Origin of the sequence: Ancylomarina subtilis (assembly GCF_004217115.1) — a bacterium.
Classification (GTDB): domain Bacteria; phylum Bacteroidota; class Bacteroidia; order Bacteroidales; family Marinifilaceae; genus Ancylomarina; species Ancylomarina subtilis.
This window is the reverse complement of record NZ_SHKN01000001.1, coordinates 1,549,865-1,565,037: the sequence shown is the minus strand read 5'-3', so window position 1 is coordinate 1,565,037 and position 15,173 is coordinate 1,549,865. Positions and strand designations below refer to the sequence as shown.

At 35.0% G+C, this 15,173-nt stretch carries 9 protein-coding genes and 2 tRNA genes; 5 read left to right on the top strand and 6 right to left on the bottom strand.

All coding sequences use genetic code 11. The features are described 5' to 3' along the window. The first annotated feature begins 9 nt into the window (after positions 1–9). Entirely contained in the window at positions 10–828 is an 819-nt protein-coding gene (locus EV201_RS06325) for an aminotransferase class IV (protein ID WP_130306692.1), read from the top strand. Here EV201_RS06325 and EV201_RS06320 read toward each other — a convergent pair. After that, positions 825–3,791 carry a sensor histidine kinase gene (locus tag EV201_RS06320; protein WP_165389603.1) on the bottom strand — a complete coding sequence of 989 codons (2,967 nt, stop codon included), beginning with the start codon at positions 3,789–3,791 and terminating at the stop codon, positions 825–827. The two genes, EV201_RS06325 and EV201_RS06320, sit on opposite strands and share 4 nt — an antisense overlap. 312 nt (positions 3,792–4,103) lie before the next feature. Here EV201_RS06320 and EV201_RS06315 point away from each other — a divergent pair, with 312 nt between their 5' ends. Both EV201_RS06315 and EV201_RS06310 read left to right on the top strand, forming a co-directional pair. After that, complete coding sequence (locus EV201_RS06315; protein WP_130306688.1) at positions 4,104–4,664, top strand: hypothetical protein; 561 nt, start codon at positions 4,104–4,106, stop codon at positions 4,662–4,664. A 21-nt stretch (positions 4,665–4,685) separates the two neighbouring features. Then, a complete protein-coding gene (locus EV201_RS06310) occupies positions 4,686–6,710 on the top strand; it encodes a cache domain-containing protein (protein WP_130306686.1) in 2,025 nt (674 codons plus the stop codon). A 108-nt stretch (positions 6,711–6,818) separates the two neighbouring features. Here EV201_RS06310 and EV201_RS06305 read toward each other — a convergent pair. Continuing rightward, positions 6,819–6,893: transfer RNA gene (locus EV201_RS06305), tRNA-Arg, on the bottom strand. Between the two features lie 33 nt (positions 6,894–6,926). After that, positions 6,927–7,001 (bottom strand) — tRNA-Arg (locus EV201_RS06300). 233 nt (positions 7,002–7,234) lie between these two features. Between EV201_RS06300 and EV201_RS06295 the strand changes: the two genes are divergently transcribed. Continuing rightward, on the top strand, positions 7,235–8,410 hold the full coding sequence (locus tag EV201_RS06295) for an MFS transporter (RefSeq protein ID WP_130306684.1): 1,176 nt from the start codon (positions 7,235–7,237) through the stop codon (positions 8,408–8,410). Between the two features lie 111 nt (positions 8,411–8,521). Here EV201_RS06295 and yidC read toward each other — a convergent pair whose 3' ends face one another. The 3 genes from yidC to EV201_RS06280 all read right to left on the bottom strand — a co-directional run bounded on the left by yidC (position 8,522) and on the right by EV201_RS06280 (position 14,159). Further along, a complete protein-coding gene (gene yidC / locus EV201_RS06290; protein WP_130306682.1) occupies positions 8,522–10,366 on the bottom strand; it encodes a membrane protein insertase YidC in 1,845 nt (614 codons plus the stop codon). Between the two features lie 111 nt (positions 10,367–10,477). After that, positions 10,478–12,082, bottom strand: coding sequence for a CTP synthase (locus tag EV201_RS06285; RefSeq protein WP_130306680.1), 1,605 nt, complete (start codon positions 12,080–12,082; stop codon positions 10,478–10,480). Between the two features lie 199 nt (positions 12,083–12,281). Continuing rightward, positions 12,282–14,159, bottom strand: coding sequence for a DUF349 domain-containing protein (locus tag EV201_RS06280; protein ID WP_130306678.1), 1,878 nt, complete (start codon positions 14,157–14,159; stop codon positions 12,282–12,284). Positions 14,160–14,473: 314 nt separating this feature from the next. On the opposite strand from EV201_RS06280, the gene trmD reads away from it, so the two are divergent. Next, positions 14,474–15,154, top strand: coding sequence for a tRNA (guanosine(37)-N1)-methyltransferase TrmD (trmD, locus tag EV201_RS06275; RefSeq protein WP_130306676.1), 681 nt, complete (start codon positions 14,474–14,476; stop codon positions 15,152–15,154). The last annotated feature ends 19 nt before the right edge of the window (positions 15,155–15,173 follow it).

Below are 15,173 nucleotides of genomic sequence, written 5' to 3'. Positions count from 1 at the left end.
AAACAGGAAATGAAAGAGTGCTCGCAATATAAATACTTACACAATAGTAAACTTAGGGATACAAGTGAATTTCGAAATGAATTTTTTAGACGAGGTTTGTCTCTCTATGAGGTGATTCGTGTCATGAACTCGAAACCTGTCTTTTTAAAAGAACATTTGATACGTTTGGAGAATTCTGCGAAGCAAGTTGGACAATTTGTGTGGCTGAATTATTCAGAACTTGTCGAGAAAATTGAGATGGTTATCAGCAGGAATGGTGTGCGTAATGGAAATATTAAAATTGTATTTAATATTCATCAGAACAACCGTAATTTTTATTGCTATTTCGTACATCATAATTATCCTGATAGCCAAGCCTATTTAGAAGGCGTTAACACTGTAGTTTATAATGCAGAACGAAGCCATCCCAATGCAAAAGTTTATAATCATGAACTTCGAACCTACACGAATTCGATCATAGAAAGTCCGGAAATATTTGAAGTTATTTTGATGGATAATCTGAATCATATAACCGAGGGGAGCAGGTCCAACTTATTTTTTATTAAGGCTGACAGGTTGGTGACTGCTCCGGATGATATGGTGCTGAATGGAATTGTACGGGGTAAAATTATCGAGATATGTGCACGCATGGGAATTCCTGTTTTTAAAGAGGATATTCCCTTTGAGACCCTCTCGAATTACGATGCTGCATTCCTGACAGGAACGTCACCGCAAATACTTCCTATTCGAAGCATAAATGCCATTTCATTTGATGTCAATCATCCTTTATTAAAGCAACTTTTAGAAGCCTATAGGAAAGAAATTGTTCATTATTTTGAGCTTATTTAAATGCGTTCGTTTTCTGTTTTACGAAAAGGCAGACCAATTTCGACTTTTGTACCAATCGGCTTTTGAGATTCATCAAATAGATCGAAAACTTTGTAGTCGTATTTAAACGTGTTATTGTTCATTTTATTAAGGAGGGATATTCTCTCCTGAACAATTTGCATTGTTTTCTCATGAGAAGACTTGCGGCTTTCGGCATCAAATTCTTTCGATTTCGAACGTCCAATGCCATTGTCCTCAATCGTACAACGGATGTAATTATTGTCTTCCAAATCAAAGGTGATCAGGATTAAACCATCACCTTTACAATCAGATAATCCAAATCTGATGGCACTTTCGATGAAGGGTTGAATTAGCATTGGTGGAATGCTATAATTGTAAGGGTTAATTTCTTTACTTAAGACGATCTCAAAAATAAAACGATCCATGAAACGCATTTGTTCAAGTTTCACATAGTGTTTTAAATAAGCAATTTCGTCTGAGAGTGTGATGTAATCCTTATCCGCATTATCAATGTTTTTGCGAAGAACGGTTGAAAAATCAGATAAATAATCAAGTGCATTTTCTGTTTCCTGTTCTAAAATATAGCCTTGAATTGAGTTTAGTGCATTGAAAATAAAATGGGGGTCAAGTTGATTTTGAAGCGTTTTCATCTTAAGTCCTAAGATACTTGTACCTATTTTATTTCGTTCTTCCTCTTCTTTGCGAATTTTGTGGGTATAAATTCTCATGACAGCAATTATAAGAGCTACGAGAGCAGCAAAAGTAATGGCATAAAACCAGGGTTTCTTCCACCAAGGATAGGCAACTGATACATGAATAGAGAAGGGAATGATATTGGCCTTATTCAGATGTTTACCCTGAATATTTAGGATATAATCACCACTAGGAAGATTGGAATATACAGCTTGTGTATTGGTGCTCCAATCTGACCATTCAGTATCGAATTCTTTTAACTGATAGCGAAAGATACTTTCGCCAGGGTTTAAACAGTTTTGAAACCCAAATGAAAAGGTTAGGTAATTTTGATTGTCTGAAAGATGAATCGGTCCCGTTATCTCTTTCGTCCAAACGTTTATTTTTGACGAATCGGGATACCAGTTTTTGTTGTAAACCTGCAGTTTTTTAAGCCTTATAGAGCAGTAGCTTGTTTGTATATCATCAATAAACGATGGGGTTATTTTTAGAAGCTGTTTGTTTGTTTGTACCCAGATATTCTGATCCTTATCAACAACTGACTTTTTACCACTTCGGTCGTAATAGCCCTTTGTTTGATTCCAAAATTGATATGTAATTGCCGAATCCGATTTCCAGGATTGATAGTCAAAACGATAAACTCCTTTGTTTGTTCCGCACCATAATGAACCATCATCTAAATATTGAAAACCTTGTATTGTATTACCTGAGAGCCCTAAATCCTGATCGATTACTCCTATTAAATTAAGCTTATCATTTTGGTATCTAAGTTTGTAGATGCTGCCATTATTTCCTCCGGCAACCATATTGCCATCAGGCAATATGAGTAAATCGTTTATAACATTGTGGATATCAGAATTGTTCTTGTTGAACTGCTTGACTTCATTCGATTTAAATCTGAAAAGTCCAAGTTGTTTTGTGGCGAACCAAACTTCAGAATTATGTGATACAATTTTACTGACATCAACTTTTATTGATTTTGAAATTTGATAAGAGAATGTTTTTTGTTGAAAATTTTTACCGGCAAAAACGGAGAATTCATTCTTCCACAGACAGCATAATTGCCCCTCACTAGTGAAAACAAATTTTTCAGCAGGACTTATACCTATGAATTTAATGGAATTATTATTTAAATCAAGGGTGTAGAATCCCATATTGGTTGCTAACCAAAGTTTCGAATGACCATCATTAAAAATATCAAAAATTTGAATTTTGTCTTCACATACCGTTGAGTGACGTCCGTCTTTTATGGTGCACAATTCTGAGGTAGAGATTCGCTTTTGGATTTGATTCTCTCTAAAATAGATGATTTCATTTTTTGTAGCGATGTATATATAGCCCTTGTCATCAGTCGCAATATCAGAAATAGCAAGTTCATCCAGATTGAAATAGGAGGCATTAAAGTATTGGAAAATTGAATTTTGAAAGTGTAAAATACCATTGTTTTTGGTTCCTAGCCAAATATTACTTTCATCATCATCAATAAAAATTGATTGTACAAATACATCTTCAATATTATTTGATTGGGAGAAGTCTTCAACTTCTTGTTCGGAAACTCTCAGCACTTTCCGATATTCAACATCTGCAATGAAATATCGAATCAGGTAAAAAGTCTCGTTCGTCACTTGTTTCTTTTGTATGATCTCGCATTCAATGTCGTCATATTCAATATTTCGAATTTTAAATGCTTCGTTTTTTAGAGCCAGTTCATTTAAAAGTTGTGCCGTGTGAAACTGGTTGAATTCAATTAAAGGAAGGTAGTCGTCTCTGTCTAAAAGTTTAGCCTGATTGGTCGTAAAGTTGCACTTAAATATCTTTTTTGCTTCTTTAGAAATGGCAAGAAATTGATTGTTGTCCTCAATAAAACGAGTGATGTGAGTTGTTTCTTTTGTATCGAAAGGTGTTAGTAATAACTTCTCTTTATTTTTAATGGAGATTCTGAATATACCTTCAGTTGTGCCGATTACAAGATTATTGTACTCACTGCTGAATATTACAGTTTGAATCCCCTTTTTGATGCCTAAATCCTTGTGACTGTATGTTTTGATGCTGTGTCCGTCGAAACAGCATAAGCCAATATTATCAGCTACTATCCATAGGTTCTTGTCATAGTCTTCGCAGACAGATAAAATTCGTTCTCCGTAAAGGTGCTCCAATTCTTTACGAATGATGATTTTACCTCCATCGAATTCGAAAAATCCTGCATCTGTAGCAAGCCAAACGATATTGCGAGAATCGCAGAATATCTGGTGCACATTATTACTGGGCAAACCGTCGTTTAGCGTAAAAGATGATTGATATCGGCTCGATGCTTGTGATAAGCAGGGGCTGAGTGATATCAAAAATATGATAGTTATATGCAGGGTTATAATTCTTCTAAGCATTCTGCAATGATAATAAATATGCTTTGAATATTTAACTGTCAAGTTTGTCAAATTATTTTTCTGCATAACTTATTAGTAATAAGGTGCAAATCTGTTTGGTAATCCAATTGTTTTTTGAATCTAAAAATGAGTCTTATTATTGACATAGATTAAATCGATATTGCTTAATTTTGAATACAATCTAAAAAAGAAATAGGAATGAAAGCTGAATTGAATCTTCAAAATATTAGCAAAGCAGAAGAGTTGTTTGCATCGAATACGAATTTCACTTGCACGGTTCTTCCTCGTTTGAGACTGTTGCATGAAATAAAAAAGGAACTCAAAGACTATCACGACTTAGCTTGGTCTTTTGAATTTGATCATGTCAATGTCAACCAAAATAGAATTATCATTAATTATCTACCCTCAACTCATTCTGAATTAGATTTATTTTATGAAATTCCTTTGATGCAGAAATTTGAATTCAGAAGTTTTTTGGGAAATTCATCCGTACATTTTATTGATATCTATAATTTTCTTTTAGAGAATAAATATATTAGAGAAAAAGAGTTTGTAATACATGCCGAATACCGAAAAATTCCTCATTTTATACTAAATTTGGAAGTCAAGAGGTATCATCAGGCCATTTTAAACCATTATTCGGAAACAATGCAAGTTGTAAATGGCCAGATTGATATACCAATACTTGAGGAGATTAAAAGAAATTTGGAGCTATTTAATCCAATTTTCAAATTAATTGTTGAACGCTTTCGTAAGTAAATGACCTAAAAAAATAATGCCTTGAAACATTTTTCCCTTTTCAGACATTTTCAGAATATTAGTATTGGTAAGGCCTACCTTTTTCTTTTCTCTTCGCTTTCAAGCCTGGTTCTTATTGTTATAGGTGGAATATGGATTTATAATGAATATGCCCAATTTACCTTGGAATCCAATTCATTGAGAGATCAGTTTATCGAGGAACATAAGAAGATGTTAGTTGAGAATACTAAAAAGAGTATTGATTATATAGAATTTAGAGAGAATCAATCTGAAGAAACGATAAAGGAGAATTTAAAGACCAATGTGGATCAGGCTTATGAAATAGCTTTGCATATTTATAATAAGAATAAGAGCATTCTTTCTGAAAAGGCCATTCAGACTAGAATTAAGGAAGCAATTTCTGCTTTTAGATTTAACTCTAAGAAAAGATATATTTTCATTAATACCCTCAATGGAGTTGGGGTTCTTTATCCGAACAATCCGGAATATGAGGGACGTTCGTTACTGAATTTTAAGGATATTAATCAAAATCAGTTGGTCATTAATGAAATTAAGCATCTTAAAGATTCAGATGAATCCTTTATTAGATACAAGAATTCTAAAGATATTCCCAATAAATACAACGCCTACAACAAAATATCCTATGTCAAGAAATTTAAACCCTATAATTGGTATATGGGGAGTTTTGCATATGCGGATGATTTTTTAGAAGCTATACAATCGGATTGTATTGAAAGAATTAAGAAGATGAAAGTGGATAAAGGCAACTACTTTTTTATTTTTTCAAAAAATGGAACTTGTTTGCTTCACAAAGATGAAAAATTTCAAGGGCGTAATTACAGAACTTTTGAAGAGGAAGAAGATATAGAAATCTCAAGAAAGATTCTTTTTCCTATGGGATCGAAAAAGGATCGTTTTATTACCTATAATTTAGATAATGGCGAAAAGATTTCATATCTGCACGATATTGACGAGTGGAACTGGATTATAGGTTCGGGATTTTATACTCAAAGTGTTGAAAATATAATTGGCCAAAGAAGAGCTGTATTGTACGATAGGATGATAAACTATAGTTTAAAAGTCGTTCTGTTAATCGTATTGACTTTTGTAATGCTTTATTTAGCGGCCAGAATACTTTCATCCAAAATGAATAAAAGTATTTATTCATTTAACGATTTCTTTAAAAAGGCATCAACTCAGTCTATAAAGATAGATATTGATAAGCTTTATTTCTCTGATTTCAAGAATATGGCTTCTACTGTTAATGCAATGATAGATACCAGAACGAAGAAAGAGAATGAGTTGAAGCACGCTATAGAACTGGCGGAAAAGTCAGATCAGCTTAAGTCTGCATTTTTATCGAATATGACTCATGAGATTAGAACGCCGATGAATGCAATTGTGGGCTTCTCTCAGCTTTTACAACAAGACGGTTTAGATGATGAACTTCGAACTGAATTTGTGGATCATATTGTTGATAACAGTAATTCTTTATTGGCCCTAATTAATGATATTATTGATTTCTCTGTACTTGAAACGGGGACCGTAAAAATTGACTATTCTCATTTTAATCTGAAAAATGTATTTGTCGAAATTAAAGATAAATTTGAGCGTCTAAAAGAAAATAATAATAAATCAAATATTGATCTTGTTTTTCCGGATTATGAGCGATTAGAGAAGACTCATATTTATTTTGATTCTCATAGACTGAAACAGATTTTAACCTATTTGATTGATAATGCGATTAAGTTTACCAAACAAGGTGAAGTTGTCGTGGATTTTAAACATGAGAATAATACCATCTTGTTTTGGGTGAAGGATACAGGTATTGGAATTCCTATTGAGAAACAAGCCTATATTTTTGATAAATTCAGACAGGGGGAAGAGAGTTATACGCGTCGTTTTGGAGGTACAGGTATTGGCCTGAGCATATCCAAGCAAATGGTTCAACATTTACAAGGAGAAATATGGCTGGAGTCTGAAATTAATAAAGGGAGTGTGTTCTATATTAAATTTCCTTTGATGTTAAATAACTCTCAGAATTAAAAAATAAATTGGTTTTATGAAATATCCTTTTCTAAGTTTTAGGGAAGGATCTTTTTTTGACTCACAGAAAAGAAAAAGGAGAATAAAACGGTGTTTTATTCTCCTTTGTGATCCAGCCAGGGCTCGAACCTGGGACCTATAGCTTAGAAGGCTATTGCTCTAATCCAACTGAGCTACTGGACCATCCTTTAAAATATGTGTTGCAAAAAAATCAAGTGATCCAGCCAGGGCTCGAACCTGGGACCTATAGCTTAGAAGGCTATTGCTCTAATCCAACTGAGCTACTGGACCATTTTTCCTTAATTGCGATGCAAATATAGGGATTAATTCTTGTCTCACACAAATTATTTTGTCCTTTTTTATGAGGTTTTACGGCAAGTTCAAGCTAAATATCTAACTGTCAGAATATCTATTTTTATATTTTTCTTTATTTTTTTCAAATAGATGTCTGTTTTGGATGATCGCTTTATTAAATTCGCATGTTTCGAATTTTTCGGAGGTATTCATTCAAAACAAATACACACATGTCGAGGAGCTATTCCAGTAATATTCCCAAACTCTATATCATCAAATTAGCAAAATGGTTCATGCTAACTATGCCCATTATTGTTCTTTTTTATCAGGAAAATGGTTTGAGCATGCAGAATGTCTTAACCCTAAAAGCTTTTTATTCAGTTGCAGTTGTTGTGATGGAAATTCCATCGGGGTATTTTGCTGATATATGGGGGAGAAAGAAGACTTTGATAATGGGTAGTGTTTTGGGCTGTTTGGGTTTTGTCGTTTATAGTTTCAGTTCCAATTTTTACGGCTTTTTATTTGCAGAGCTTGTTTTGGGGATAGGCTCCAGTTTCATCTCCGGAGCAGATTCCGCCCTATTGTATGATAGTTTGTTACAGGATAAGAAAGAACAAACGTATTTGAAGCAAGAGAGTCGAATGATGTCGGTTGGGAATTTTGCAGAGGCTCTTGCGGGAATAGCCGGTGGAAGTTTGGCATTAATCAGCTTACGAACTCCTTTCATATTTCAAATCTTTATTGCTTTTATGGCCATTCCGGCTTCTGTGATGTTGATGGAGGTGGAAAGACCTAGAAAAGATTCTAAAGGCGGTTTTGTCCACATTTTAAAGATCGTTCGCTATTCTTTATGGGACAATCTTCAATTGAGGTTAAACATCCTTTATTCATCGATTTTTGGCTGTGCGACTCTTTCTTTAGCTTGGTTTGTTCAGCCCTATTTAAAGCAGTTGAATTTTGACGTGGGGCGTATTGGTGTGATATGGACTCTTCTGAATTTAACGGTTGGTTTTACAGCCCTTTTTGCACATCGAATTGAGAGCCGTTTGGGTAAAATAGGAACTTCACTCTTGATTGTTATCGGACTTTCTTCTGGCTTTATTCTCTCAGGAGTTATGACTACACAATTGGGTATTATTTGTCTTTTCTATTTTTATATCATAAGGGGGATTGCGACCCCAATTCTTAAGGACTATATCAATCGAATAACCTCTTCTGATATGCGTGCTACTGTGCTTTCCCTGCGTAACTTTATTATTCGAATTCTATTTGCCATTATCGCTCCTTTTTTAGGTTGGTATAGCGATCATTTTAGTATTGGAGAAGCTTTAATATTTGCAGGTAGTATTATTTCCCTTTTGGGAGGCGTTACCCTCTTTTTTATTTTTAAAACAGAGCGAAAGTAGACTTACAATATTGAATGAGTATAGAAAAATAATTCAGGTAATATGAAAGATAAACACAAAAAAAAAGAGTCTCGAAAGAGACTCTTTTTTTTTGTCAGAAAATGACTTGCCTTATTTTTTTCTTTGGTTTGCTTGTTTAGCAGCATCTTCCAAACGCTGTTGGAATTTCGATTTCTTAACCGGCTTTTTCTTCGATGCTTCCAGCATAGCCAATACTTTTTCATCATCAACCATCCACTTACGAATAGCCCAGGTTTGAACAACTGTAAATAGGGTTGCAATAAAGTAGTAGTAAGATAGACCAGCTGCGTAGTTGTTAAACCATACCAGGAACATAACCGGCATTAGATACATCATAGCCTGCATACCCGGCATCTGAGTCGATGTTTGCATCTGACCATTCATCTTGGTGTAAACTAAGTTGGTAATAGCCATTAAAATACAGAATAATGAGATGTGATCACCGTACATTGGAATGTGCCATGGTAGTTGCGCTATTGAATCATAAGACGATAAGTCGGATGCCCAAAGGAAGCTCTTCTGACGCAGCTCAATTGACGAAGGGAAAAAGCGGAACATGGCAAAGAGGATTGGCATCTGTACCAGCATGGGTAAACAACCTCCCATCGGACTAACTCCCACTTTTTTATACAAAGCCATTGTTGCTTGCTGACGCTCCATTGCCTTGTCTTTTGGTATTCTTTCGTTTATTTCATCAATCTGAGGTTTTAAAACTCTCATTTTAGCTGATGATAAATACGACTTGTAAGTAAGAGGTGACAGAATCAGTTTGATGAAAATAGTTAGAAGCAAAATGATTAGACCATAATTGCTCATGTACTTTTCAAGGAAGTTGAAGACTTCAATCACAAGGTATTTATTAACCCATCCAAAGATACCCCAGCCTAAATTGATCACTTTCTCCAGTTGGATGTCCTTACCATATTTTCTAAGTGTTTTGTAATGGTTTGGTCCAAAATAGAACTGCATTGGGTAACTCTCTTTCACATCACCACTATAAGGAAGTGAAATCTCAGCAGAGAAATTCTTAAGAATTGGAGAATGCTCCCCCATATCTACAGACTTCAGTTTAACTCCTTTAAAGGTGTTTTTAGCGATAAGAGCAGACGTGAAGAATTGTTGTTTAAAAGCAATCCATTTCACCTGAGTGGTTAAATCTTCTTCTTTCTCTCCACTAATTCCTAAATCATCAACATCATCTTCATGAAATTTGTAGTAAAGAGCAGTGTACATGTCTTCATTTTTACGCCCTTTTTCTTTACCGTAAAGATCAGCTTGCCAGTTGAAAGTTAAGGTGCTCTGATTACGAGAAATAATGTTGTTTAAACCAATAGCTTTAATATCAAAGTCGAGCATGTAGCTATCAGGTGCTAATGTGTAGACATATTCAAGATATTGATCGTCACCGGCACTAAGCTTCATGCTTAAGGTTTTTTGCTGAGAGCTGGCATCGATGTTTTCAATTCCTTCTTCATTTGTGAAGTATAGGTCTTGAGTGTCAATTGCTTTGTTTTGAGCATAGAACGTCATGCCAAAACGATTCTTATCACCTTCCCAAAGGATTAATGGCAACGAGTCGTGTGTTTGGTAATCTTTAAGTTGGACCGAGTAAATACGTCCGCCTTTATTGCTTACTTTAATCTTAACAAGTTTGTTTTCAAGTGTGATAAATTCTTCTTTTTGAGCTGCCGCTGAAGAAAATACACCAAATGTTTCCTGTAGATGTTCAGGATCTTTTTGCTTTTCAGCCTCAATAGCTTTTAAAGCACTAAGTTTTTCGTTTTCTAATTGCAGATCACGTGCTTGTTCGACTTTAGCAATAGAGTCGCGGGTTTGCTTAGCCTTTATTTCTTCAGCCGAAGGTTTGGTTAGGTAAGTATACCCAATCAAAATGGCCCCAATAATGACTAATCCCCAAATTGAATTTTTATCCATTTATTAATTTCTGTTTAGATAGTTTGCGCGAGAGTTGTTTGTTTCCACCGCTCAGTGTGATTTGCAAACGCATCATCTTTTTTGACATTCTATCTTGTTGATAAATCTTTATTAATTTTCGCTTTTAGCGACTTTCACAAACTCAACAAAGAGAGGGTGAGGATTTATAACGGTACTCTTATATTCTGGGTGGAACTGAACACCAACAAACCATTTGTGATCTTTTATTTCAACAACTTCAACTAATCCGGTATCAGGATTAAAACCAGTTGCAGTTAATCCTGCAGCTTCGAATTTTTCAAGGTATTCATTGTTGAATTCATAACGATGACGGTGGCGTTCCGATATATCTAAGCTTTTGTAAGCCTTGGCACAGTTTGAACCTTCTTTTAACTGACAATCGTAAGCACCTAAACGCATTGTACCTCCTTTTTCAGTTACATTTTTTTGTTCCTCCATAAGGTTGATAACCGGATTGTGTGTTTGTGGATTCATCTCTAATGAATCAGCATCCTCAAGCTTCAGAACATTTCTTGCATACTCAATAACCGAAACCTGCATACCCAAACAAATACCTAAGAAAGGCACATTGTTTTCACGCGCATATTTCACGGCAAGTATCTTACCTTCCATACCTCTGTGACCAAAACCCGGAGCAACTAAAATACCTCTAAGGTCTTTAAGTTCGTTCTGATAGTTTGCATCAGTTAATTTTTCAGAGTGGATCCATTTTAGATTTACCTTACATTCATTAGTCGCACCAGCGTGAATGAAAGCTTCTGCGATTGATTTGTAAGCATCTTTAAGTTCCACATATTTTCCAACCAAACCGATATTAACTTCTGATTTTGGATTTTTATGTCTCTTTAAGAATTTCGTCCATTCTTTAAGCTCGGGCTCTCCGTCAGATGATAAACCCAGTTTTTCAAGAACGATAGCATCCAGTTTTTCCTCACGCATTTTCAATGGAACATCGTAGATGGTTTCCACGTCAATCGATTGGATGACAGCTCTTGGGTCGACATTACAAAATAAAGCGACTTTTCTTCTGATATCAGATGAAAGCTCATGCTCGGTTCTTAAAACCAATACATCTGGCTGAACTCCAGTTTCCAATAGCGATTTTACTGAGTGTTGAGTTGGTTTTGTTTTCAACTCGCCTGATGCAGCCAAATAAGGAACAAGAGTCAGGTGTATAACGATAGCATCATTTCCTAATTCCCATTTTAGTTGACGAACCGCTTCAATATAGGGTAGTGATTCGATATCACCCACAGTTCCGCCAATTTCTGTAATCACAAAATCGAACTTTCTTTTGGTTCCAAGAAGCTTCACATTACGTTTGATTTCGTCGGTGATATGAGGAATTATTTGAACGGTTTTACCCAAGTAGTCACCTTTACGTTCTTTATTGATAACGTTTTTGTAGATTCTACCTGTTGTAACATTATTGGCTTGAGATGTTGGGATGTTTGTAAAACGTTCGTAGTGACCTAAATCCAGGTCCGTCTCAGCTCCGTCATCAGTAACGAAACATTCGCCATGTTCATATGGGTTTAGGGTTCCCGGATCAACATTCAAATAGGGATCCAATTTTTGGTTTGTAACAGAATACCCTCTGCCTTGTAGTAGTTTAGCTAAAGATGAGGCTATAATTCCTTTTCCTAATGAGGAGGCTACTCCTCCGGTAACAAAGATGTATTTAGTTGCAGACACTTTAAGTATGATTTAATGGTTGATTAAAACTGCAAAAATAGGCAAAAAATAGCGTTTGGGAAAACTATTTTTTGAACTAAAAATGGCTCTTATTATAAAAAAGAGACACCTCTGTGAATAATCAGAGAGGTGTCTCATGTTTTTTGAATAGATTGAATACTGTTATCTTGTCGATCCTGCTCTCTTATAGCCTTGTTTTTCAGGCTAAATCATCAATGATTTTGATTTTTTGATTCAATAAGCTCAAGTTCTTTTTCCCCTGATTAATTTTTTCTTGCATTTCCTTTAGTATAGAGCTTGACTTATCAGATAAGGAAAAGAAACCCATGTTGTTTTCCCAAAGCGTAATATCGTTTTCAAGTTGCTTTATTCTGTTGTAAAGCTTGTTGCGCTCATGGATGAGTTTGTCTTCTGGTTTTCTGCTTTCGAGAATTGAATCAATTTTAAGCTTGAATTTTTGTACCTCCAAATTGCTTGAATCAATGTTTAGCTGATCATACAAGCTATTGATTGCTTTATTAAAATCGTTTTGAATTTGTTCTTTTTTCTTTAAAGGTACATGACCAATTGCAGACCATTCTTTTTGAAATGTCTTGATTGTGTCCAGGTTTTGTTCGTTATCCTTACTCAATTGAAATCCATTGATTTTTTCAATTAGTGCTTTTTTAATTTTTAAGTTGTCAGCTTGTTTCGATTCTAAGGAATCAAAATGGGCTGATTTATTGTTGAAGAAGGTATCACAAGCCTTTCTAAATCGATTCCAAATCTCATTTGAAACCTTTCTGGGAACAATACCAATACTTTTCCATTTTTTCTGAATTCGAATTAATTCATTTGTTGTTTGTTTCCAATCTGTGCTGTCTTGCAATTCTTCTGCACGTTCACAAAGTTGAATTTTAAGTTTTAGATTTTCTTCTAATTTGTCTTTGTGTTCTGCATAAAAATCGCGTTTGTTGCTGAAAAACAGATCGCATGCTTCACGAAAGCGTTTGTAAATGGAATTGTTATCTTTTTTAGGTGCAAAACCAATGGTACGCCATTCTTGTTGAATTTGAAGCACTTCTTTGGAAGCGGCGCTCCAGTCCTGATGTGAATCTAACTTACGAGCCGCAATTTCTTCAACTTTTTCACAAAGGACAGTTTTCTTTTCAAGGTTATAGATCTGCTCTTCACGAACACCATTATAGAAATTCTGTTGATTTTTGTTGATTGTGTTTGAAGCCGTTTTAAATCGTTCCCAAAGTTCGTCCCTTTTGCTACGCTCTACAGGACCAACCTCACGCCACATTTCATGTAGTTTTTGGAGATCGTTAAATGCCTTAACTGCTGATTCTTCTTCAAGGAGTTTTTCTGCGCTCTCACACAGGGCCAATTTTGCTTCATAGTTTTTGCGCAAATCCATATCACGCAATTCTCTATTTATTTTAATGTAGTCATAAAAGTTTTCAACGGCGTGATGGTAGTTTTCCCAAAGGTGTTTAACCGATTGAGAGGGGACCATGCCATAATCTTTCCATCTTTTTTGAAGCGCTCGGAATTCATTAAAGGTCTTTTCGAATGATTCCTGACCGTTTATTAATTGTTTGATTTCATCAATAATTAAGAGCTTTTGCTTAAGATTATTTTCCTTTTCCTGTTCAATACTCTTGTGCACCTCAGCTTTTTTTTCTCTAAATTGTTGGAGAAGGTCTTTTATTTCAATTTCTTGTTTATCCCGTGTAGGATGGAAATCTTTTTCTAAGCCACCTTCCTGAATGAACTGACGTTTTAGTTCTTCCAAAGCAGCATTGTGTTTTTTATAAAAGTGGACTTTAATACTCTCAGCTCTTTCTTTAGAGTCATCATCCAATTCTGATTCAAGAATGAGTTTTAATCTTTGAATTAACTCATGCTTCTCCATAGAAGCATAGTCAGGGGTTTCCTGAAGTTCTGTTTCCGAATTATCAATATCTGAATCAGATTCAATAGTTTCATCTTTAATCTGAGAATCTGATTGTTCATGAGAGGTTTCAGACTGAATTTCATCTTTTGACTCAGTTTCATTCTCATGTGAGGGTGTAAGATCTTGTTCTTTCATGTGCTTTTCCTTGAAAAGTAGGCTGTATAGTGCTTACTAAATTGACAATATAGAGAGTAGTATTATGAACTACAAATACGAATTTAGTTATTAAAGTATGAAACATCAAGGAATAAGGATAATTATTTATTGGCTAATATAAAGGGAACGACCATGTAACAAGCTTTTTGTGTATTTAAACAATCGGGTAATGGATATAGTCCTTGTACAATTTGTCTTTTTATGATATCAATTTGTCTTCAATTCTTTTTATGAGTTTAATTTTTTTGTTTTAATAAGGTTGGATGTCTACTTTTGAGCAAAATTTAGAAAAGATGAGAATTGATATATTGACTGTTGTGCCGGAATTATTGGAAAGTCCTTTGGGACATTCTATCATTCAAAGAGCAAAGGATAAAGGGGTAGTAGAGATTTACATCCATAATATTCGCGATTTTTCCGAGGATAAGCATAATAAGGTAGACGATTACGCTTTTAGCGGAGGTGCAGGAATGGTTATGCGACTGGAGCCAATAGTTAAGGCAATTGAGAGTTTAACGGATCAGCGACAGTATGATGAAATTATTTTCACAAGCCCTGATGGTGAGCAATACACTCAGAAAACGGCTAACACACTTTCTTTAAAAGAGAATATCATTATACTTTGTGGACATTATAAAGGAATTGATCAGAGAATTCGTGATCATTTTATTACAAAGGAAATTTCAGTTGGTGACTTTGTTTTAACAGGAGGCGAACTGGCTGCTGCAATTATTACCGATAGTGTTGTTCGTTTGTTACCAGGAGCTATGGGAGATGAGACTTCTGCATTGACTGATTCATTTCAGGATAATTTATTAGCACCTCCACTTTATACGCGACCAGCTGAATTCAGAGGCTGGAAAGTTCCAGAGATCTTACTCTCCGGAGATCATAAGAAAATAGAGCGTTGGCAGGAGGATCAGGCTTATAAAAGAACCAAACGCTTGCGTCCTGATCTATTGGATGACGAATAATAAAAAAAAAGCTGCAAAT

Bases quoted from the DNA above. Each gene is read 5' to 3' on its own strand.
- EV201_RS06325 (WP_130306692.1), top strand. From the start codon at position 10: ATGAAAGAGTGCTCGCAATATAAATACTTACACAATAGTAAACTTAGG.
- EV201_RS06315 (WP_130306688.1), top strand. From the start codon at position 4,104: ATGAAAGCTGAATTGAATCTTCAAAATATTAGCAAAGCAGAAGAGTTG.
- EV201_RS06295 (WP_130306684.1), top strand. From the start codon at position 7,235: ATGTCGAGGAGCTATTCCAGTAATATTCCCAAACTCTATATCATCAAA.
- yidC (WP_130306682.1), bottom strand. From the start codon at position 10,366: ATGGATAAAAATTCAATTTGGGGATTAGTCATTATTGGGGCCATTTTG.
- EV201_RS06280 (WP_130306678.1), bottom strand. From the start codon at position 14,159: ATGAAAGAACAAGATCTTACACCCTCACATGAGAATGAAACTGAGTCA.
- trmD (WP_130306676.1), top strand. From the start codon at position 14,474: ATGAGAATTGATATATTGACTGTTGTGCCGGAATTATTGGAAAGTCCT.